Below are 20,699 nucleotides of genomic sequence, written 5' to 3' on the forward strand. Positions count from 1 at the left end.
ACGGGTGTCGGTTCAGGTATGGTCGACAGAATCCTGGTCCCCTTCGACGAGTCCGAACAGGCACGGTCGGCGCTGGAGCACGCGCTGGCGACCCACCCCGACGTCGAGATCGTCGTCCTGAACGTCATCGACCTCATGGAAGCGGGCTACAGCGCGCCCTTCGACGGCGGGCTGCCCGGCTACTGGGAGGAGTGGTACGAGCAGGAGGAGGAGGTGGCCGAGGACCTGCTCGCGCAGGCCCAGAAGCTAGCAGACGAGTACGACACCGAACTGGAGACCGACGTCGTCGTCGGTCGGCCCGCTCGCGCCATCAACGAGTACGCCGACGAGCACGACATCGACCAGATACTCATCGGGAGCCACGGTCGCACCGGCGTCAGCCGCATCCTCCTCGGTAGCGTCGCCGAGGCGGTCGTCCGGCGTGCGCACTGCCCCGTGACGGTCGTCCGCTGATGTTCCCACTGAGCGGGGCGTGGAGCCACGAGGACGTGACCGCGTTCCTCGACGACGCCCGCATCCCGGTCAGGCTGGCGTGTCGCACCCCGAAGGGCGGGCTCTGGATGCTCTCGCTCTGGTTCGAGTACGACCCGGACACGGGCCAGCTGGCCTGCGCTACCGCCGCCTCGGCCGACATCGTCCGCTACCTCCGCGAGGACGACACCGTCGCCTTCGAGATATCGACGAACCGGCCGCCGTATCGCGGTATCCGCGGGCAGGGCATCGCGACAATCACGCCGGACGACGAGAAGGCACTGCTGCGCCGGCTGCTCGACCGCTACCTCGGCGGCACCGACTCCGGCCTCGCACAGTCGTTGCTCGACCCCGACCGGGAGGAGGTCCGCATCGAGCTCGACGTGACGAAGGCGTACACCTGGGACTACTCCGACCGGATGCCGTCGGACGCGCCCGCCGAGCAGTAACGTCGGCTGCAGCCTCGGACACGGTTTTACACCCCCATCCCGTAGCATCGGGCATGACCGACCTGCTGGCTGACGACGCACTCCCGTCGACGCTGAGCCGCGACCGGTTCGAACGGCTCGAGGGACTCGTTACGACGGCCGACGGCGGGCGTGACCGCCGTGCAGTCACCGAGACGTTCACCGGCGAGACCGCGGCGACCGTGACCGAGTGCGAGCCCGCGGACGTCGAGTACGCCGTCGAGCGAGCCGCCGCGGCCCAAGAGCGATGGGCAGACCGCGCCCCCGAGGAGCGCGCCGCCGTCGTGAAGCGACTGCACGACATCGTGCTCGACCGGCAGGACGAGCTGCTCGACCTCGCACAGGTCGAGAGCGGCAAGTCCCGCGCCCACGCCTTCGAGGAGGTGCTCGACGTGGCGATGACGAGCCGGTACTACGGCTACCGCGCTCCCGAGATGCTTGCGACGGAGCGACGCGACGCCGCGGTGCCGTTCCTCTCCTCGAAGGCCGAGGTCGTCCACCATCCCGTCGGGGTCGTCGGTATCATCGCGCCGTGGAACTACCCCATCACGCTCGCCATCTCCGACGCGCTCCCCGCGCTGCTGGCGGGGAACGCTGTCGTCCTCAAGCCCGCGGAGACGACCCCGTACACCGCGCTGGCACTCGTCGAACTCCTTCGCGAAGCGGGGCTGCCGCACGACCTCGTCCAGGTCGTCACGGGCGACGGTGCGGAGCTCGGCCCCTCACTGGTCGACAACGTGGACTACGTCAGCTTCACCGGCTCGACGGCGGCCGGACGCGAGGTCGCCGCCGCCGCTGGCCGGAACCTCGTCGACTGCTCGCTCGAACTCGGCGGGAAGAACTCCGTCCTCGTGCTCGACGATGCGGACCTCGACGAGGCCGTCGAGGGTGCCATCGGTGCCTGTTTCACCAACGCCGGGCAGCTCTGTATCGGCACGGAGCGCGTCTTCGTCGACGAGTCGCTGTACGACGAGTTCCTCTCGCGGTTCGTCGCCGCCGTCTCCGACCTCTCGCTCGGCGCGAGCTACGAGTACGGCGTCGACGTGGGGTCGCTCGCCTCCGGCGACCAACTCGAGACCGTCACGGAACACGTCGCCGACGCCCGCGAGCGCGGCGCGACGGTCCACGTCGGCGGCGACCATCGCCCCGACATCGGCCCGTACTTCTTCGAACCGACCGTGGTGACCGGTCTACCGGACGACGCCCGGGCCGCCTGTGAGGAGACGTTCGGTCCGGTCGTGAGCGTCGCACCCGTCGCCGGCGAGGGCGAAGCCATCGACCGCACCAACGACACCGACTACGGCCTGAACGCGAGCGTCTGGACGACGAACCGCGACCGAGGGCGGGCTGTCGCTCGCGAGATCGACTGCGGTACCGTCACCATCAACGGCGGCTACCTGGAGACCTGGGCAGCCGTCGACGCGCCGATGGGCGGCCGGAAGGACTCGGGGCTCGGCCGTCGCCACGGGAGAGAGGGACTCATGCGGTACACGGAGTCACAGACGATCGCGGCGAGGAACTACCCGGTCGTGCCGCCCATCGGCATCGAATCCGAGCTGTACGCCCGCGCCCTCAGTACGTCGCTCCGACTCTGGCGGAAGGTGCCGTTCCTCCGGTAGTCAGAGGTCGTCGAACTGGGTGAACCAGGGGTCGCGGTCGACGCGCTGTTCCGGCTCGCTACTGTCGTCACCGTCGCTCTCCTCGTCGTCGCCCGACGCGAGCGCGGCGAAGCAGACGAGCGCGAGGAGCAACAGCGCCAGTGCGCCGACAGCACGCCACCTGGGCACGTCGACGACGAGTGCGGCAGCGCCGATGAACTCGACGCCGAGCAGCGTGACGAGGACGGCGACAGCACCGACCGCGAGCACGCCCGCCGCGTGGATGACCTCACCGCGGCGGGTCTCGGCATCGCGGCCGACCTCGCGACCGACCAGGGACGCGTTCACCGAGAGGTCCCACGTCGCCAGCGCGGCGGCCACGCCGACGAACACGACGGGTGCCGGGGCGTCCCCGAACCCGGCGGCGATGGCGCTGAGAAGCAACAGCCCCGCGCCGGCGGTCGAGCCGTTCTCGGCCGAGGCGGTCGACTCGTCCCACACCAGGAACATGAACACGGGGAGCGAGACGAGGACCGCACACAGGGCCGCGACGACGAGCGCGAGGAACGTCGTTCCCATTCCGTAGGTGGCGAAGGCGACGTCGAGCGTCGACCCATCGGTGACGGGCCACTCGACGAGCCAGGCGACCGGCGGCAGCGCCGTCAGGACGCCCACGAGCACGGAGACGACGACACCGCCCGCGGCGTAGCCCAGCGTCTTCGGCGGTTCCCGGCCGATCCAGTTGACGACCACCAGCTGGCAGAGCCGGGCGACGACGACGCTCCCGAACAGCAGGATACCCGTGCCGAGCAGCGCGTGTGGCACCCACGACTGGAGGAACCATCGCACGACCGTCCCGAAGGGACCGGTCTGTGCCAGCAGGCGGGTGAACAGCGCCCGACCAGTCCCGGTGGTCGCCAGCACGAACTGGAGCCCGAGCAGGACGTAGACGCCCTTCGGCACGTCGCCGGCACGCACCCCGAGTTCGCGAAGCGCGGTCTCCCGGCGGTCGAACCGACGACGGGGGACCCACGCGTCGACGACAGCGAGTGCGCGCTCTACGAGGACGACGAGGACGAGCACCTCGACCTGGAGCACGAGGAAGCTGACGAGTGGGCCAGCTCCGACGAGGGCACCGTAGCTCGCGACGGTCACGACCGCGACCGACCGGAACAGCGCCACGTGAATCCCGGCCAGCAGGACTGTCCCGGCCACGACGACCACCAGCGACCGCGAGAGCGTGCCACCGAGCGACCGGACGAGTCCCTCGTCGATGCCGACGGTGACCGAGAGCCCGAGCAACACCAGGGAGAGCGTGCCGAACGTCGTCACGGCTGCCGCCGCGAGCGACGGCTTGTACGCCACGATGGCGCCGAGGACGCCGAGGACGCCGAAGACGAACCAGACGCTCCCGACGGCCCGCTGCCGGCTCTCGTCCTCCGTGACGCCGGTCGCGCCGCGAACGAGCGCCCCGGCACCGAGCAGCCCGAGCAGCAGCTCGGGGGTCTGCCCGAGCAGCCCAGGGCCGGTGCCGAGTCCGAGCAGGAGTGCCGCGACGGCCGCGACGGCAAGCGCGAGTCGGCTGCTGAACCGGGCCGGCTCGTCGTCGAACTCGTAGGGCGTCATCGCTGCCACCTCCGCGTCGCGCGCTCGATGGCGGCGTACAGCGGCTCGTCCGGCGACCACTCGATGACGTCGGTCGTCCGGCTCCGGAGCTGGGAGACGCGGCCCTGGCGCTTGATGGCCTCGACGACGCTCCCCGGCGTCTCCGTCGAGGTGACGTCCGGCGAGACGACCCTGAGTGCGTGGCCCGACGCCCGAAGTCGTTTCAGCAGGTCGAGCGGGGCGTCGTCGAGCAGCGGCGAGACGAACACCACCTGCGCGCCGTTGGGGACGCGACGGCGGAGCCAGTCCACCCGCCAGCCCCCGTCCGTGGCGGCCAGTCCGCCGCCGTCGGCGTCACCCGGCGACGGGTCGGGGTCGGCGGAGTCCGCAGAATCGGCGTTCGTCGCGGTTCCCGTCCCGCGAACCGGGATAGAAGTCGCGGACTGTACGTCCAGGTTGTTCCGGATGCGGGCCGCCTGTCCGTCCCCGGTGCCGGGCCGCAGGTAGCCGAGCGAGCTGCCGTACTGGGCCAGCCCGACACGGTTGCCGGCGTCGAGCAGGTGGCCGGCGATGCGCCCGGCGGCGTAGGTACCGAGCTCGACGCCGTCGGGCTCCTCGGGGCGGCGTGATACGCGCGCAGCCCGTCGCGTGTCGACCACGACGACGATGGTCGCCGCCTGGTCGGTGCGGAACTCGATGGTCCGAAGGTCGCCGCTGCGGGCGAACTCCCGCCAGTCGATGCGGTTCATCGGGTCCGAGTGGTGGTACTGCCGGATGGAGTGGAACTCGATGCCCGACCCGGTCGAGTCCGTCTCGACGCGACCCGGGTACGGGATGGTCTGGTCGGCGAGGTGCATGTCGTCGACCGGCGCGTTACACGACAGCCGGCTCTCGACCGGGAGCGTCTCGGTGACCTCGACGCCACCGCTGACGTTGCGCGCGACGACTGTCGGCTCGCCGAACGCGTGGACGCCACGGCGGACCTTCACCGAGTAGGTGAACGACTCGGTCTCGTCGGGCTGGAGCCCCGTCATGAACCGCGGTGACCCCTCGACGACCCCCAGCGTCGTGGGGACGCCGTCGACGAGTCGCAGGTCGGCCAGGGGCTCGTCCGCGGCGTTCCGGACGGTGACCGTCACCTCGACCTCGTCGCCGGGCATGGGCGACGTGTCCGAGAGCGACCGGTCGACGTCCAGGTCGAGCGTCGGTGGCCGGCTCGCGTAGCCGTACACCGCGTAGCCGAGGCCGATAGCGGCCGCGCTGAACACGACCGTGTTCTGGGCCAGCAGACCCAGCGTCCCGGTGACGAGGGCGACGGTCAAGCCGATGTTCCACCGGCCGGTATCCCGCCGTCTCATTCCGTCTCGACCTCCGTGAGGTCGGCTCGCGCAGCTATCTCGTCGACCGTGTGTTCGACGTGGCGGTCGTACGCTTCGCCGGAGAGCCAGTCGTAGAACTGCATCTTGAGGGGTGGTTCGGGTGCGTCAGCGCCACCGAGGAAGCTGCGTGCACGGGGGTCGGTCGTCCAGGTGCCCGCCTCGAGCATCGCCGCGGCTTCCTCGGGGCTGCAGTCGTGGTTGCGGGCGAGCACGCTGACGGCGGCCGCCCGTATCTCGTCCTCGACGTTGTTGCGCTCGCGAGCTTCCCACCACTCCGTCGGCCCGGGTTCGCGGAGCGTGCCGTCGACGCTCTCGATGGTCTCGTCGAGGTCGTGCCCGGTCTCGCCGACCGAGTCGTAGTTCGCCGCCTCCGGCGTCCCGAGCGATGGCGGCTCGGGGCTGGGGTCGTCCCGTCCCTGGACGATGCGGACGACGCCGAGGACGGCCGCGGCGAGGCCGAGCAACGCGATGGTGGTCCCGTTGGCGAGCGCCGTGACGGGGCCACGAAGCGACGTGAGCGGCACCGGGAGGAACGCGAGCACGAGCGCGCCGAGCAGCGACGCGCTCCCGATGGCCGTCAGAAGCTGCCGGACCGAGAGACCGAGCCAGTCGAGGATGCGCGGCGTCATCCGTCTCCCTCCAGGCGCTCCCGAATCTCGGCGAGCGCCTCGCGTGCCGTGCGCTTGCGTTCGTCGCTCCGCGGGTAGCGTCCGTACCGGACGTCGCGGAACACGGCCGTCAGCCGTTCGACAGCCGACTGCGGGAGGCCCTCGTCCACGGCAGCCCGGGCGACCTCCGCGGGGGTCTTCGATTCGTCGCGGCGGAGCGGCACGTATTCGACCATCGTCTGCCAGGCCTCGTCGATGCTCACCGGGCCCTGGTCCACGGGTTCTCCGTCGTCGGTGTCGGTCCGCGCAGCGTCGCGCGGGTCGTCCGGTTTGTCGCCGCCCCCAGAGAGCCAGTCGCGGGCCGACATCCCGGCTGTCAGCGAGGAGAGGCCGAGCGAGAGCGAGCCGAGCCCGCTCCCGATTCCCCGTGGTATCGCGACGAGGCCTTTCCCCATCGCTGTCGGGACGGCGACGAGCGCCGTCCCCACGCCGGACGCGAGGTCGTCGAGGCCGGCGAACAGGCCGCCGACAGTCCGGCCGAGGCCGTCGAGCACCTGCGGTGCCGACGCCGTCAGTCCGACGAGAACGGACATCGTCCCCTGCGGAATCGCGAGGAACGAGGCCCGCACGCGGAACGTCGGTAGCATCGGGAGATCGACGACGTACCCGTCGAAATCGCCCGTCTGCTGCCGTTGAACGTCGCCGACGACCGCGAGCACCGCCACGACGACGACGCCACCGAGGAGCAGCACGAGCAGCTGCAGGAGGAAGCTGAAGATCGGGAACCCGTCACCGCGGTCAGGCTCGGTGGCCCCGCCGCCGTCCTGCTGTTCGGTGGTCGCGGTCGGGTCCGCCGTCTGTGAATCGGTGGACTCCCCGGACGAGTCCGTGCCGACGGTGGTCTCGGTCGCCGTCGGTTCCTGCGCGGTCCTCGTGGCGGTGTCCGGGTTCTCGACCGTCCCGGCCGGGCCGTCTGGGCCAGCCGGCGCGTCCGAGTCCGACGGGCCTGCGACGCCGTCCCCGACGGTGCCGGGGTACGTGCCGTACCCCGACGCCGGGAACAGCGACGCCGCGAGGAGGACCGTCAGGACGGAGACCACGACGAGGACCGCGCGACTCAGGTCGTATCCCACACGGACAGGAATATGTCTAAGCGTTTAAATATATTGCCATTCAATCGTCCGCAAGAGAGGTGAAATAAGGTTTCGCATCGTCTCACATCAATCCACGAATGTTTTTGTTTCTTCAGAAACGAACTGGGACTAATGGAACGCGACACCGCCCTCACGTGGCGTATCCTCCTCGCTCTCGTGGCGATACTCGTCGTCGACGTGGTCCTCGTCGCAGCCGCCGCCTATCTGGTCGGTCCCTGGCTCGCGCCGCTCCAGGTCGCGGTCGCGGACGCCGTCGGGCTCTCCGGAACCTCGCCCCTCGTATGGGGTGGTGTCGTCGTCATCCCGGTCGCGCTCGCGTTCGGCTGGGCACAGCTCCGGTACAGCCGCCGGGAGCTGCTCGACGAGGTCGACGCCCCCCTCGAATCCGGTGCGTCGTACCCGGAGGTGCAGGGCCGAGTCCAGCGCCTCGCCGTCGGCGCGGACATGGCCACGCCCTCGCTCGCCGTCGCACAGACCGACGTCCCCAACAGCTTCGCCGTCGGCGGCATCACGGACGGCACCGTCGTGGTGAGCACCGGCCTGCTCGACGCGCTCGACGAGGACGAACTCGACGCCGTGCTCGCCCACGAGCTCACACACCTCCGGAACCGCGACGCGCTCGTGCTCACGCTCGCCTCGTTCGTCCCCGCGCTCATCAGCGACGACTTCAGTCCGTTCGGGTCCCGCGCGACGAGCACCGCGGTCTGGACCGGGCTGGTCGTGCTGGCCTACGTCCTGAGCGCGCCGTTCATCGATGCGACCCCGTTCACGCTCGGCTACACCGTCTCGTTCGTGTTCACGCTGCTGGTCACCGTCGTCCTCGGGGGCATCTTCCTCGGTATCGCGGGTGCCGTCGTCCTCGGCCTGAGCCAGCACCTCTCGACGTACCGCGAGTACGTCGCCGACCACTCGGGGGCTCTCCTCGCCGGCCAGCCGACCGCCATGGCGACCGCGCTCAGGAAGCTCGACCAGTCCGTCGAGACCCCGACCGCCGACAAGCGACGCGAGTACGCGGGCGTCGCCGGCCTCTGTTTCCTCCCCCACGGCTTCTCGACCGACGACGAACCCGCTGAAGAAGGCAACTTCACCGTGGAGACACGCTCGCACCCCGCGACCGAACAGCGCATCGAACGCCTCCAGCAGCTAGAGCGCGAGCAGTTCTGAGAACGGTCCGCCGCGGGTCTACGTCGACAGCAGGTCCGCACCGCCCGTGATGCCGATGACCTGCCCGGTCATGTAGCGGGCCTGCTCGCTGGCGAGGTAGCAGACCATCGGGGCCACGTCGTCTTCGCGGCCCAGCTCCTTCATCGGCGTCGCCTGGCGCAGCCGCTCGAACGACGGCTGGAACTGCTCCAGCGTCTCCGGGTCCATCTCCGCCAGCTCCTTGACGACGATGCTCGGCGCGAGCACGTTCGAGGTGACGCCGTCGGTCGCGCCCTCCAGCGCGAGCGTCTTCCCGAAGCCGACCAGCCCCGACTTCGTCGTCGAGTACGACAGCTGGCCGAAGCTCCCGTGGGTGCCCGCGATGGACGCCATCGTGATGACACGCCCCCAGCCCCGCTCGCGCATCCCGGGGAAGATCTCCTTCGTGATGTTGTACGCCCCGGTGAGGTTCAACTCGATGTCGCGGTCCCAGAGCTCGTCGTCGAACTCCCCGGTCCGCGAGACGGCGTCCACGAACCCGGCGTTGTTCACGAGGATGTCGACGCCGCCCGTCGCCTCGCGCACCGTTTCGACGGTCTCGCGCACGTCCTCGCGGTCGGTCAGGTCGCAGGTGACCGCCATCGCGTCGCCGCCGTCCGCCTCGATCTCGTCGACGACGCGCTCCGCCCCGTCGGTGTCAACGTCGAGGACGACGACTTCGGCCCCCTCTGCTGCGAGATGTCGTGCGTCCTCGCTGCCGAGACGGCCTGCCCCGCCCGTCACCAGTGCTGTCCTGTCGTCGAGTCCGAGGTCCATAGGCGCGGAAACGGACCCGGGATTGTTAGTTGTTCGCATCGGACGTGCGCTATTCCGGTACTGACCGTTCCAGTCCCCGGCAGGTATCGGGGGTGATGGAAACATAAGCGACCCGAGAAGTCTCCTGCGGGCTCGACTCCCACGACTGGCGCGACCCCGTCGTCCTGCTGCCCTCCGTTCGTAGGGCCACAGAGAAGCAAACCCGGCAGCAGAAAGCTCAGAACGCGTCCAGCGTCGCGTCCACCATCGTCCGCTGGAGGTCCGCGGGCTCGGGTGCGGGGAAGGTGACGACCGGCGGCCGTCCGGTGGCCCCGGCGACTGCCTCGTCGAGTTCGTCGAACAGCCGGTCGGTCGCGGCGTCGTCGCGGTCGACGCCGGTGACGGTACACCACGCCGTGGTCCGGGTGAGCGCGACGAACGCTTCGTTCCGCCGCTGGACGACGTCGGACCGACGACCAGCGTCGGCGACGGTGTCGAGACCGACGACGTACACCTGGGCGGCCTGGTTTCCCTTCGCGCGGTTGACCCGGGAGACGGTGACCTGCCCCTCGCGGTCGAACACGTCGGGGTCGCTCTCCCAGACCAGATTGGGCGGAATGTCGCGACGGCGGAGGCGGTCGGCCAGCGACTCGCCCCAGTCCCGCGAGTCGTGGACGGGGCCGAGGACGACGACCGCGATGCGCTCGGGCGCGAGGCCGTGGCGGGTCACGTCGCGCTGGACCGCGTCGGCGACGGCGTCGAGCTCCGCGCCGCGGTCGGCGAACGTCTCCGTGACGACGAACGGCCGCGCGGCCTCGACACCGGAGAGCGGGTGCGGGGAGTGCTCGGGTGGCCGTCGGAGCGTGACGGGGGAGCCGTACTGTCTGAAGTCACCGTCGACCTCGTAGCCGATGTCCTGCCAGCCCGACTGCGTGGTGAGTGCCTGGACCGCGCCGCCGTCGCGGAGCAGCCCCATGCCGAACACGTGTGCGAGCACGAGCACCGGGCGCGGCATGCGGTACGCCGTCCGCATCACCTGACTCTTCTGTACCCCGCCCTCGTAACTGCCCTGCAGGGCCACCCGTGGCGTGCCGTCCGCCGCCGTGCCGAACACGTCCGTCGGCCGCGGTGCGGACAGCGTCTGGAGGCTCTGTGCCTCGTCGTACGCCCAGACGAGCCGCTTCGGCGGGCGAAGTGCGGCGTGGCAGAGCCGGAAGAACGGCGGCTCGAAGTCCTGTGCCTCGTCGATGAGGATGGCGTCGTACCGCTCCGGAATCGGGTCGTCCGCGAGCACCTCGGCACAGCACTGCGCGAGCAGGTCGCCGTCGTCGCGGTCGAACGTCGAGCGCGCGTCGCCGAACGTCCGCGGTTCGGCGCCGGCAGCCTGTGCGACCTCGTAGTAGAGGCCGCGACGGGTGCGGCCACCCCAGCCGTGGAGCACCTCGAGACGGTCCCAGTCCGGCTCGGTGCCGGCGTAGTGTTCGTGGTACCGGCGGATGGTCTCGATGACCGTCGGGTACAGCGAGCGCGTCTGGAACGTTACGACGACCCGCCAGTCCGGGTGCCGGGCGTGCATCTGGGCGGCCTTCTGGGCGAGTAGCACCGACTTGCCCGAGCCGGCGATGCCACGAATCTGCTGTGGGCCGTCGGGAATCTGCAGGCCGATCTCCTCCTGTTTGCCGTCGAGCCGTTTCAGTCCGCCCGCGACGTGCTCGTACAGCTCGGCCTTCGTGCTGGCGGCCTCCGGTGACGGCCCGTCGCCGGTCGCCGGACGCGACCCGCCGCTGATCGGCTGCCCGCCGCTCAACACCGCCCGTGCCGCCTCGTACGTCGTGGTGTCGAGCGGTTCGCCGGCCGTGCCTTCGAGTGCCTCGCGCAACGAGCCGGGCGTCAACTCGTCGGCGGTCAGCACCGGCGGGGCCGACGGCAGCGACCCGAACCGGTCGTCCCAGGCGTCGCGGTCGACGTTCGGGAGCGCGACGAAGAAGTTGGCGGGCACGGTCGGGTTCCCGCGGTCGTCGGTCAGCGCGGGCTCGTCGTCGAGGTGGTTCAGCAGCCGGAATCCGTGGTCGCGGGCCTGCGTGTACGGGGTCGCCGTCGACTGGCGGGTCCCCTGCAGCCGCCACTGGTCGCCTTCGATGGCGGCGACGTGGTCCAGCCGGTAGCCCTTGCACTCGACGACAACCAGCCCGAATGTCTCGTGCAGCAGGACGAAGTCGGCCTCCCGGTCGAACGCGTCGCGGTCGGGAGAGACGATGGGGTACCGCCAGTAGGCGACACCGCGGTCGCCGGGGCCGAACGCCCGGGTGACCGCCCGCCAGACCGTTCGTTCGGCGTCGACGCCGGCGTGGTCACCGCCCTCGCCGGACGCGATGAACTCCATGCCGGCGACTGGTTCCGGCCCGGGTATAAGCGTGTCGGGCCCGCGCAGTCGGGCACTCGCCTGGACCACACCGCGAAACTGGAACCCCGTGAGAGCGGCCGAGAAACACTAGTTGAGTGGTCTCGAGTTTTGGGGAATTTAAGTACTGGCCGTCTATAACCGTAGGTCGCGACGTGGCGTGCAGAGCCGGCAGCGGTTCACCACCCAACCCCCCAACCCCCTCTGATGTCCCGGTGGGCCGATGGCGACGCCGTCTGCGTCCATCCGTGCCTCCTACTCCAGCGCCGCCGAGAGCGACTCGGAGACGGCGTCGTCGAGCAGTCCCGAACTGACCAGCGCCGCGACCCGGTCCATCTCGGGCGCGAGCTCGCGGTCGTCATCGAGCGGGTCGACCAGTTCTCGGACCGCGTCGTAGGCCGCTGCGGTCCCCGCGCCGGGTGTGAGACCGTCGTCCACGAACTCCATGGCCTGCGCGCCACAGAGGAGTTCGACCCCGACCACGGCCGTCGCGTTGTCGACGGCGGTGCGAGCGTGGTGAGCCGCCTGCGCCGACATGCTCACGTGGTCCTCCTGCCCACCTGAGACGGGCGTGTTGTCGGTTGCGGCGCGGCCGAGCGACCGGCACTCGTTGACGAGCGAGGCCGCGGTGTACTGGGCGATCATGTAGCCCGAGCGCAGGCCGCTCTCGGGAGTGAGGAACGGCGGGAGATGTGGCTCCTGCAGGTTGGGGTTGACCAGCCGGTCGACGCGGCGCTCGCAGATTGCCGCGAGGTCGGTCATCGCCGCGGTCAGGTAGTCGAGTCGGTGCGCCAGCGGCGCGCCGTGGAAGTTCCCACCCGAGAGCACCGCGGCCGCCTCCGTGCCGGAGGCCCGGGCGTGGGTCGCGTCGGCGTCGAAGACGAGCGGGTTGTCGGTCGCGCTGTTCAGCTCGACCTCGACCGCCTCGCGGAGGTGCGAGACGGCGTCGCGGACCGCGCCGTGGACCTGTGGGAGACAGCGGATGCTGTAGGCGTCCTGCACGCGGTCGCAGTTCCGGTGCGACTCGACGATCTCCGAGTCGTCACAGCAGCGCCGGACGTTCCGGGCACTCGCCGTCTGGCCCTCGTGTGGCCGCACGTCGTGGATGACCGGGGCGCTGCTGGCCGTGGTCCCCATCGTCACCTCGGTGGTGAGCGCGCCAGCCACGTCGGCCGCGCGGACCACGCGCTCGGCGTCGACGACCGCGAGTGCGGCCTTCCCGACGGTGAGCTGGGTGCCGTTGATGAGCGCGAGGCCCTCCTTGGCCGCGAGCGAGAGCGGTTCGAGGCCGACGGCCGCGAGCGCCTCGTCGCCCGACAGCCGCTCGCCGTCGTGCTCCGCTTCGCCCTCGCCGATGAGCACGAGCGCCATGTGGGCCAGCGGCGCGAGATCGCCGCTCGCACCGAGGCTCCCGCGCGAGCGGACGACGGGGTGGACGCCCTCGTTCAGCATCGTCACGAGGTGGTCGACGACCCGTTCGCGGATGCCCGAGTGGCCCTTCACGAGCGCGTTGACCCGGGTGACGAGCATCGCGCGGACCTCCTCGGTCGTACATTCGCGACCGGAGCCGGCGGCGTGGCTCCGTAGCAGGTTCGTCTGGAGGTCGGCCACGCGTTCGGGCGGGATGCGCTCGTTGACGAGTTCCCCGAAGCCCGTGTTGAGGCCGTAGACGGCCTCGCCGGAGTCGAGGACGTCCTCGACGCGTTCGCGTGCAGTGCGCACCCGCTCGCGAGCGTCGTCCGCGACCGCGACCGGTTCGTGGTCGCGGACGACCGCGACGACGTCCGCCGGCGTCAGCGTCTCCCCGTCGAGGGTGACCGTCACGGCTGACCACCGCCATTCGGTTCGCGTTCTCGGTGTTCGTGCATAGCGTTCCCAACGACCGCCAGCCCGAAGGCACCTGCACCAGCTATGAGAGGGCTATTCAAGTAGTAACGTCCGGGACGACGCGACAGACCCCACGGAGCCCCCAGAGAAATTTTCATACGGAACCGAGTAAACGACCCTGCGATTTTATGTCTGGTCGGGTCGTACGCGGCGCAAATGCCACTCCAAACCGTACTGCTCGCGGTCGGACGCGGGGACAAGGACCGAATCGGCGCGCTGGCGGAGACCGTGACTGACATCGCCGGGCCGGCGGGTGCGACCGTCGTGCTCGCACACGTCTTCGGCGACGACGAGTACGCCGACGTGCGCGAGAAGCTAGGCATCGCCCCTACCGCCGAGGTGACCGCCGACGACGTGGCCGAGCGGTACTCGACGGTGCGGGAGATCCGCGCGACACTCGACGACGCCGGGCTCGACGTCGTCGTCAGGGGTAGCGTCGGCGACTACGGCGACGAGGTCGTCGACCTGGCGGACGAGGACTCGGCCGACCTGGTCGTCGTCGGCGGCCGTGGTCGCTCCCCGACCGGCAAGGCGGTGTTCGGCTCGACCGCACAGTCGGTCATGTTGAACTCCCCCTGCCCCGTGACGTTCGTCCGCGAGGACTGAGACGGTCAGCGCGGCTCGCCGAAGTGGGCCCCGCAGGTCGGGCACGTGACGACGGGTTCGCCGTCGTCCCCCGACTCGACCAGGCTCGCCTCACAGTCCGGGCACTCCTCGAGGTGACGCCGGAGCACGGGGAGACATGCGAGCCGGTCGGGTGGGGCGATATCGGAGCCGGCGAGCGTGTTGACTGCCGCCACGTCGGCGATGGCGGCCGCACGGGACAGTTCCAGCGTCACACCGTCCCAGGCGTCGGAGACGACGATCGTCTGCCCGTCCTCGCGGTCCTCGACAGTGACCGTCGCGTCCTGCCGGACGCCGCGGACGCCGTCGGCTACCTGCTCGGCGGTCGCTGCACGGAACGGGGCCATCGAGTCGAGCCAGCGCGCACCGAACTCGTCGGCGAGTACGTAGCCGTCGTCGACGGGACGCAACACGCCGGCGTCGACGAGCGTCTCGGTCGGGCTGTCGTCGTCGCCAGCTGTCCCGAGAGTCGCGTCGGCGCCCGTCCGAACGCCGCCGCCGCTGGAGAGCCCGAGTCTGGCCGTCAGCTGCCGAACCGAGTCGCGCAGTGTCACGTCCGGAACTGGTGGGTCGGCGGGCCTAAACCTGTCGTCGCCGGCGCGGGCGAAGGTTTTACACAGCGTCGGTCGTTGCCCCGGTATGGACGAAGCTCTCTCCGTCGGCTTCCTCGGCTACCGGTTCATGGGGAAAGCCCACGCGAACGCTATCGCCCGGCTGCCGATGTTCTTCCCGGACGCGCCGGCGGTCGACCGCGACGTGCTCGTCGGCACCGACGAGGACGCCCTCGACGAGGCGAAGGACCGCCTCGGCTTCGCCCGCACCGCGACCGACTGGCGCGACGTGGTCGACGACGTCGACGTGTTCTACAACCTCGGCCCGAACTTCCTGCACGTCGAGCCGACCGTCGCCGCGCTCGAAGCCGGCACCCACGTCCTCTGCGAGAAGCCGCTCGCGCCGACGACCGGGGGTGCCGAGCGAATGGTCCAGGCGGCCCGAGACAGCGACGCCACGGCGGGCTGTGCGTTCAACTACCGGTTCGTGCCGGCGCTGCAGTACGCGAAGAACCTCGTCGAAGCCGGCGAGCTGGGCGAGATACACCAGTTCCGCGGCCGCTACCTCCAGGACTGGCTGGTCGACCCCGAGGCACCGTGGAGCTGGCGCAACGACGCCGAGCTCGCGGGCTCCGGCGCGCTGGGCGACCTCGGCGCGCACACGGTCGACCTCGCGCACTTCCTCGTCGGCGAGCGGACCGGCCCCATCGAGCGCGTGAGCGGCCACCTGCAGACGTTCGTCGAGGAGCGCCCCGACCCGGAGACGGGCGAGCCGAAACCGGTCACGGTCGACGACGCCTACAGCGCACAGGCCGAGTTCGCGAGCGGCGCGATGGGCACCTTCGAGGCCTCCCGCTTTGCGACCGGGCACAAGAACGACCACCACGTCGCCGTCCACGGCTCGAAGGGGAGTCTGCGGTTCTCGCTGGAGCGCCTGAACGAACTGGAGGTTCGCCGCGAAGGCGACCGGGGCTACGAGACGGTGCTCGTCACGGACGAGGACGACCCCTACGTCGACCACTGGTGGCCGCCGGGCCACGTCGTCGGCTGGGAGCACACGTTCGTCCACGAGAACGCCGAGTTCCTGCGAAGCGTCGCCGATGGCACCGCCTACGAGCCGGACTTCGAGGACGCGATGTCCGTCCAGCGGGTGCTCGACGCCATCGCCGAGAGCGACGAGACCGGGGCCTGGGTGAGCGCCGACGGATGATGATGGACTCGAAGCTGGGTCGACTGGACGACCTCCGGGCGGAGCGCGGACTCGCGTCCGTCTGGTTCGCCCGCCCGAACAGCTTCGCCTGGCTCACCGGCGGCGATAACGTGGTCGACCGGGCCACCGACGTCGGCGTCGCGGCGGTTGGCTACGACGGCACCGGTCTCCGCGTCGTCACGAACGACATCGAAGCGGACCGGCTGGCCGACGAGGAACTCGACGACGTGCCGGTCGAGGCGTTCCCGTGGCACGCGAGCGACCTCGCCGCGGCCGTCGCCGACCACGCCGCGACCCCCGCCGCCGCGGACTTCGACGTGCCGGGCTTCGAGTCGGTCGACGCCGCGACGCTGCGACAACCGCTGACCGACGGCGACGTCGAACGGTACCGCGAACTCGGAGGTGACGTCGCCGCGGCCGTCGAGGCGGTCTGTCGCGACTGCGGACCGTCGGACACCGAGCGGGCCGTCGCAGCCCGGCTTCGGGGCGCGCTGACCGCAGGTGGCATCGACTCGCCAGTCGTCCTCGTCGGCGGCGAGCGCCGGGCGAGGGCGTACCGGCACTACACGCCAACCGACGCCACACTCGACGGCTACGCGCTCGTGTCGGTGACGACGACGCGGGGCGGCCTCGCGGCGAGTTGCACCCGGACAGTCGCGTTCGACGAGCCCGAGTGGCTGGCCGAGCGTCACGCGGCCGCCGCCCGGGTCGAGACGACCGCACTGGCCGCCACGCAGGCGGTGGCTCACGACGGCGGTACTGCGGGCGACGTGTTCGCCGAGATTCGGGCGGCGTACGACGCAGTCGGCTTCCCCGACGAGTGGCGCGAACACCACCAGGGCGGGGCCGCCGGCTTCGCCGGGCGGGAGTGGATCGCGACGCCGGAGAGTGGGGCCCGGGTCCACCTCCCGCAGGGGTACGCCTGGAACCCGACCGTCCGCGGCGCGAAGAGCGAGGACACCGTCCTCGTCACCGCGGACGGCCTCGAGGTGCTGACGACGACCGACGACTGGCCGACGAGGACCCACGACGCGGTCGGCCACGAGGTCAGCCTGCCACGGCCGGACCCGTTACGCTGAATCCTGTACCCCTACCACAGTCTCGTGTGACGGGAGAGCGGCCATCGCCCCGGTGGCGGTGGTCGCCACGGCCGCCACCGCGTTCGCGTAGGAGAGGATATTTTCGAGGGAGCAATCGCCCGCGGTCGCCCGGGCGATGGCACCCGCGAGGAACGCGTCGCCGGCCCCCGTCGTGTCCACCACGTCGACGTCGTAGCCGGCGTGTTCGACCGTCGCCGGTCCCCACGGTGCGTCGGCGGTCGCGTGGGCGAGCGCGCCGTCCCCGCCGAGGGTCACGAGCACCGTGTGGGGGCCCCGTTCGGTCGCGGCTTCGGCCAGCTCCGTCGGCGTCTCCCCTGTGAGGCCGAGTTCGCGGAGCTCACCCGTCGTCGCCTTCAGCACGCCCACGTGGGCGAGCGCGTCGCCGGCGACAGCGCCGAAGTCGTCGTCGCGCCAGAGCTCGGGCCGGTAGTTGGGGTCGAACCACGTTTCGGAACCGGCTGCCCTGGCCCGTTCGAGCAGGTCCCGAGTCGCCTCACGCGACCGGCCCGCAGCGAGCGGCACACCGCCACAGACGACACGGTCCACGGCCGCGAGGGTGGCGTCGGGGACCGTTCCGGGTTCGAGCCGCGTATCGGCGGTGCCGTCCCGGTAGAAGCTGAACGTGCGGTCCCCGGACGCGTCGTGGGTGACGAACGCGAGCGTCGTCTTCGCGTCGGAGTCTCGCTCGACGAACCGTTCGGGGATGCCCTCCTCGGCGAGTGTGTCGGCGAGGAACTCCCCGAACGGGTCGGCACCGACGCGCGTCCAGAACAGCGGCGCGTGTCCGAGCCTGGCGAGCCCGACGGCGACGTTCGCGGGCGCGCCGCCCGGCCGGCGGTCGAACGTCTCCACCGCGGACAGCGGGCCCGGACGCGCCGGGAGGAGGTCGACCAGCGTCTCGCCCGCGACGAGTACGCGGTGGTCGCGATGGTCGGTCATGGTACCGGCTTCGCCGGTAGGGCACCTAAACGCACCTCTCGTGACAGCGCCAGTCCAGCCGCTCGTCTGCGCCACGAGCTATATCCCCCCGGCACGCCTCCGTCCCGCCATGCGAATCAGTCGACGCCGGGTCCGCGAGATCGTCACGGCCGTGGTCCACGAGATCAGGGCCGAGAAGCTGACGTTCATGGCCGGCTCCATCGCCTACCACGCGTTCATCTCCATCCTCCCGCTGCTGTTGCTCGTGCTGACGCTCGTCCAGCAGCTGCAGAACGTCGCGCTGGAGGACTCGGTGGTGTCGGTGATGCAGGCCGTCCTCACCGAGCAGTCGAGCGACATCATCCAGCAGGGCCTCGCCGACGCCGACGCGTCGGTCTCGCTGCTCGGGGTCGCGTTCCTCGTCTGGGGGACGCTGCGCATCTTCCGCGGGCTCGACACCGCCTTCTCGGACATCTACGAAACCGAGCGCGAGAACACGTTCGCCGACCAGATCGGCGACGGGCTGCTACTGCTCGTCACCGTCGCGCTGGCCATCCTGCTCGCGAGCGCCGCCGGCAGCCTCGTCACGGTACAGGGCGACGGTGCCCTGGCGCTGGTGCTCCGTTCCATCGCAACCGCCGCCGGTTTGTTCATCGTGCTCTACCCGATGTACTACGTCTTCCCGGACGCGGACGTCTCCCTCGTGGAGGTGGTCCCCGGCACCGCGCTCGCGTCGGTCGGTATCACCGTCGCGCAGGTGGTCTTTACGGCGTTCAAGTCCGGCGGCAGCGGCGCGAACCTCGTCGCGAGCATCCTCGTCCTGCTGACCTGGCTCTACGTCGCCGGCCTGCTCATCCTGGTCGGCGCGGCTGTCAACGCCGTGCTCTCGAACCGCTCGCGCGACGTCGACATCGACCCGGTGTTCGGCGGCGTCGCCCGGGACCGGACCGACCGTGTGACCGACGCTGGCCGCGACGAGCTGCTGGCCGACCTCGAGGCGCTCGCGACCAGCCTCGAAGGCGAGGACGCGACGCTCTCGGTGACTGTGAACGGCGAGACCGTCGCGGTCGAGGCACCCGAGTCGGCCGTCGTCGACGAGGAGGACGGGCTGTTCGGCGTCGGCGGCTCGGTCGGCCTGGAGCTGCGCTGGTGGCCGGAGGACTGACTCCTTTCGCACGCGCTCGGTTCAGTTCTGGTGCTGTTCGATGGCAGCCTCGGTCAGTGTCTTCGCCCGTTCGACCAGCTCGTCCGCCTCGGCGGAGCCGGTGCCGTCGACGTTCGAGAGCAGGTGTTCGACGTGGCCCAGTCGCTCGTGGACGACCTCGTCCGGCAGGTCCGCCGCCGCGAGGTCCCCGGCGACGGCTGTGGCCTCCCCGAGCCAGCGGTTGGCCACGCGGTCGACGGGGTACGACTCGGTCTCACGCAGCGCCGCGGCGAGGTCGGCGAGTGGGTCGTCGTCGTCGCTCATGACGGTCCGTACGACCTGACGGGAGTTGAACGCACCGCCGCGGCCGCGCCCACCGGTGACACGGTGCGCGCTCACCGGCGACCGCGGCCGCTTCCAAAACCGGCTTTCCCGACGACCCGCTATCTAATCCGTGAACTGGCGGTACGCGTACACCGCACTCGTCGCCTGCACGCTGGCGTTCGCCGCGACGATGGTCGCCCGACTGGCGATCAGCCCGGTGCTCCCACTCGTTGTCGACGACTTCGGGGTCTCCTACGGCGTCCTCGGGCTCGCACTCTCCGGCATGTGGGCGGCGTACGCGCTGACGCAGTTCCCCTCGGGCGTGCTCGGCGACCGCTACGGCGAGCGCCGAGTCATTCTCGCAGCCGTCGGCTCGACCGGCGTCACTGCCGCCCTGCTCGCACTCTCGCCGACGGTTCCGGTGTTCATCCTCGGTGCAGTGCTACTCGGTGCCGGTGCCGGACTGCACTACTCGGTCGCGACGACGTTCCTCGCGAAGCAGTTCGACGACGTGGGTCGAGCCATCGGCGTCCACGTCGCCGGTGGGCCGATGGCCGGGCTGGTCGTCCCGCCGGTCGCCGCGCTCGTCGGTGCCCAGTTCGGCTGGCGCTGGGCCATCGCGCTCGGCATCCTGACCGCCGTCCCGGTCTTCGTCCTGTTCGCGACGCAGGTCCGGCCGACCGAACCGACGCGGCCCGACCAGCCGATGCGCGAGCGGTTCGCGCTGGAACCACTGGTCGAGCTGCTCTCGCGGCCGCCCATCGCGTACACGACGCTGCTGGCGTTCCTCGGTGCGTTCACGTGGCAGGCGACGGCGTCGTTCCTCCCGTCGTTCCTCGACGAGGCCGGGAGACTGTCGACGACGCAGGCGAGCCTGCTCTTTTCCCTGTACTTCCTCGTCCACGGCGCGACGCAGCCGCTGACGGGCTCGCTCTCCGACCGCGTGGGACGCGACACGACGGCGATGGTGACGATGAGTGCCGGCATCGTCGGCTACTCGCTGCTCGTGGTCGGCGCGAGCCGGGGCGCTGGCCTCCCAACGTTTACCGTCGCGTCCGTACTCGTCGGGCTCTCGATGTCGTGGGGTGCGCCCATCCAGTCCCGGTTCATCGACCTGCTCGGGGCCGAGGAGCGCGGGGTCGGCTTCGGGCTCGTCCGTACCGCCTACATGCTGCTCGGCGCGACCGGGAGCGTCGTCGTCGGCGGCGTCTCCGACGCCACGACGTGGCTGACCGCGTTCTCGTTGCTGGCGGTCGTGATGGCCGTCGGGCTGCTGACGCTGCTCGCGAACCGGACGCTCCGGCTGGGGCTGTGAGGACA

General features: G+C 70.7%; 19 protein-coding genes. 9 read left to right on the top strand and 10 right to left on the bottom strand.

Annotation, left to right across the window (positions count from 1 at the left end; translation table 11 throughout):
• Positions 1–18: 18 nt before the first annotated feature.
• From NO978_RS01315 to NO978_RS01325, 3 genes are read left to right on the top strand one after another with little or no spacing between them, the layout of a single operon-like run.
• Positions 19–453: a universal stress protein gene (locus NO978_RS01315; protein ID WP_257297705.1), complete on the top strand. Its 435-nt coding sequence runs from the start codon at positions 19–21 to the stop codon at positions 451–453.
• Complete coding sequence (locus NO978_RS01320; RefSeq protein ID WP_257297706.1) at positions 453–920, top strand: pyridoxamine 5'-phosphate oxidase family protein; 468 nt, start codon at positions 453–455, stop codon at positions 918–920. The genes NO978_RS01315 and NO978_RS01320 overlap by 1 nt, the downstream gene beginning before the upstream one ends.
• Positions 921–973: 53 nt before the next feature.
• Positions 974–2,557, top strand: a complete 1,584-nt coding sequence (locus NO978_RS01325; protein ID WP_257297707.1) for a succinic semialdehyde dehydrogenase — start codon at positions 974–976, stop codon at positions 2,555–2,557.
• On the opposite strand, the gene NO978_RS01330 is transcribed toward NO978_RS01325, so the two are convergent.
• From NO978_RS01330 to NO978_RS19870, 4 genes are read right to left on the bottom strand one after another with little or no spacing between them, the layout of a single operon-like run.
• A complete protein-coding gene (locus NO978_RS01330; protein ID WP_257297708.1) occupies positions 2,558–4,162 on the bottom strand; it encodes a hypothetical protein in 1,605 nt (534 codons plus the stop codon).
• Positions 4,159–5,499, bottom strand: a complete 1,341-nt coding sequence (locus NO978_RS01335; RefSeq protein ID WP_257297709.1) for a DUF58 domain-containing protein — start codon at positions 5,497–5,499, stop codon at positions 4,159–4,161. The genes NO978_RS01330 and NO978_RS01335 overlap by 4 nt, the downstream gene beginning before the upstream one ends.
• Positions 5,496–6,149, bottom strand: coding sequence for a hypothetical protein (locus NO978_RS01340; RefSeq protein ID WP_257297710.1), 654 nt, complete (start codon positions 6,147–6,149; stop codon positions 5,496–5,498). Before NO978_RS01340 ends, NO978_RS01335 begins: the two co-directional genes overlap by 4 nt.
• Complete coding sequence (locus NO978_RS19870; RefSeq protein WP_257297711.1) at positions 6,146–7,261, bottom strand: DUF4129 domain-containing protein; 1,116 nt, start codon at positions 7,259–7,261, stop codon at positions 6,146–6,148. Before NO978_RS19870 ends, NO978_RS01340 begins: the two co-directional genes overlap by 4 nt.
• A gap of 132 nt (positions 7,262–7,393) precedes the next feature.
• Between NO978_RS19870 and NO978_RS01350 the strand changes: the two genes are divergently transcribed.
• Entirely contained in the window at positions 7,394–8,446 is a 1,053-nt protein-coding gene (locus tag NO978_RS01350) for a M48 family metalloprotease (protein ID WP_257297712.1), read from the top strand.
• A gap of 18 nt (positions 8,447–8,464) precedes the next feature.
• Here NO978_RS01350 and NO978_RS01355 read toward each other — a convergent pair whose 3' ends face one another.
• The 3 genes from NO978_RS01355 to hutH all read right to left on the bottom strand — a co-directional run bounded on the left by NO978_RS01355 (position 8,465) and on the right by hutH (position 13,445).
• Entirely contained in the window at positions 8,465–9,241 is a 777-nt protein-coding gene (locus NO978_RS01355; RefSeq protein ID WP_257297713.1) for an SDR family NAD(P)-dependent oxidoreductase, read from the bottom strand.
• A gap of 217 nt (positions 9,242–9,458) precedes the next feature.
• The gene (locus tag NO978_RS01360) at positions 9,459–11,603 is read right to left on the bottom strand and encodes a nuclease-related domain-containing DEAD/DEAH box helicase (RefSeq protein ID WP_257297714.1); all 2,145 of its coding nucleotides are present in this window, start codon (positions 11,601–11,603) and stop codon (positions 9,459–9,461) included.
• 273 nt (positions 11,604–11,876) lie between these two features.
• Positions 11,877–13,445 carry a histidine ammonia-lyase gene (hutH, locus tag NO978_RS01365; RefSeq protein ID WP_257297715.1) on the bottom strand — a complete coding sequence of 523 codons (1,569 nt, stop codon included), beginning with the start codon at positions 13,443–13,445 and terminating at the stop codon, positions 11,877–11,879.
• 219 nt (positions 13,446–13,664) lie between these two features.
• Here hutH and NO978_RS01370 point away from each other — a divergent pair, with 219 nt between their 5' ends.
• Positions 13,665–14,114, top strand: coding sequence for a universal stress protein (locus tag NO978_RS01370; protein ID WP_257297716.1), 450 nt, complete (start codon positions 13,665–13,667; stop codon positions 14,112–14,114).
• A gap of 5 nt (positions 14,115–14,119) precedes the next feature.
• On the opposite strand, the gene NO978_RS01375 is transcribed toward NO978_RS01370, so the two are convergent.
• The gene (locus tag NO978_RS01375) at positions 14,120–14,686 is read right to left on the bottom strand and encodes a hypothetical protein (RefSeq protein ID WP_257297717.1); all 567 of its coding nucleotides are present in this window, start codon (positions 14,684–14,686) and stop codon (positions 14,120–14,122) included.
• 85 nt (positions 14,687–14,771) lie between these two features.
• On the opposite strand from NO978_RS01375, the gene NO978_RS01380 reads away from it, so the two are divergent.
• Positions 14,772–15,893 (top strand): Gfo/Idh/MocA family protein, encoded by a 1,122-nt coding sequence (locus NO978_RS01380; RefSeq protein WP_257297718.1) that lies wholly within the window; start codon positions 14,772–14,774, stop codon positions 15,891–15,893.
• A gap of 2 nt (positions 15,894–15,895) precedes the next feature.
• Positions 15,896–16,972, top strand: a complete 1,077-nt coding sequence (locus NO978_RS01385) for a Xaa-Pro peptidase family protein (RefSeq protein WP_257297719.1) — start codon at positions 15,896–15,898, stop codon at positions 16,970–16,972.
• Here the strand turns inward: NO978_RS01385 and NO978_RS01390 are convergent.
• Positions 16,964–17,932, bottom strand: coding sequence for a carbohydrate kinase (locus NO978_RS01390; RefSeq protein ID WP_257297720.1), 969 nt, complete (start codon positions 17,930–17,932; stop codon positions 16,964–16,966). The genes NO978_RS01385 and NO978_RS01390 overlap by 9 nt on opposite strands.
• Positions 17,933–18,041: 109 nt before the next feature.
• On the opposite strand from NO978_RS01390, the gene NO978_RS01395 reads away from it, so the two are divergent.
• A complete protein-coding gene (locus tag NO978_RS01395; RefSeq protein WP_257297721.1) occupies positions 18,042–19,076 on the top strand; it encodes a YihY/virulence factor BrkB family protein in 1,035 nt (344 codons plus the stop codon).
• A gap of 21 nt (positions 19,077–19,097) precedes the next feature.
• Here the strand turns inward: NO978_RS01395 and NO978_RS01400 are convergent, their stop codons facing one another.
• A complete protein-coding gene (locus NO978_RS01400; protein ID WP_257297722.1) occupies positions 19,098–19,379 on the bottom strand; it encodes a hypothetical protein in 282 nt (93 codons plus the stop codon).
• Positions 19,380–19,509: 130 nt separating this feature from the next.
• On the opposite strand from NO978_RS01400, the gene NO978_RS01405 reads away from it, so the two are divergent.
• Positions 19,510–20,694 (top strand): MFS transporter, encoded by a 1,185-nt coding sequence (locus NO978_RS01405; protein WP_257297723.1) that lies wholly within the window; start codon positions 19,510–19,512, stop codon positions 20,692–20,694.
• Positions 20,695–20,699: the final 5 nt, after the last annotated feature.

The sequence above is a fragment of the Haloarchaeobius sp. FL176 genome, assembly GCF_024609245.1.
Lineage (GTDB): Archaea > Halobacteriota > Halobacteria > Halobacteriales > Natrialbaceae > Haloarchaeobius.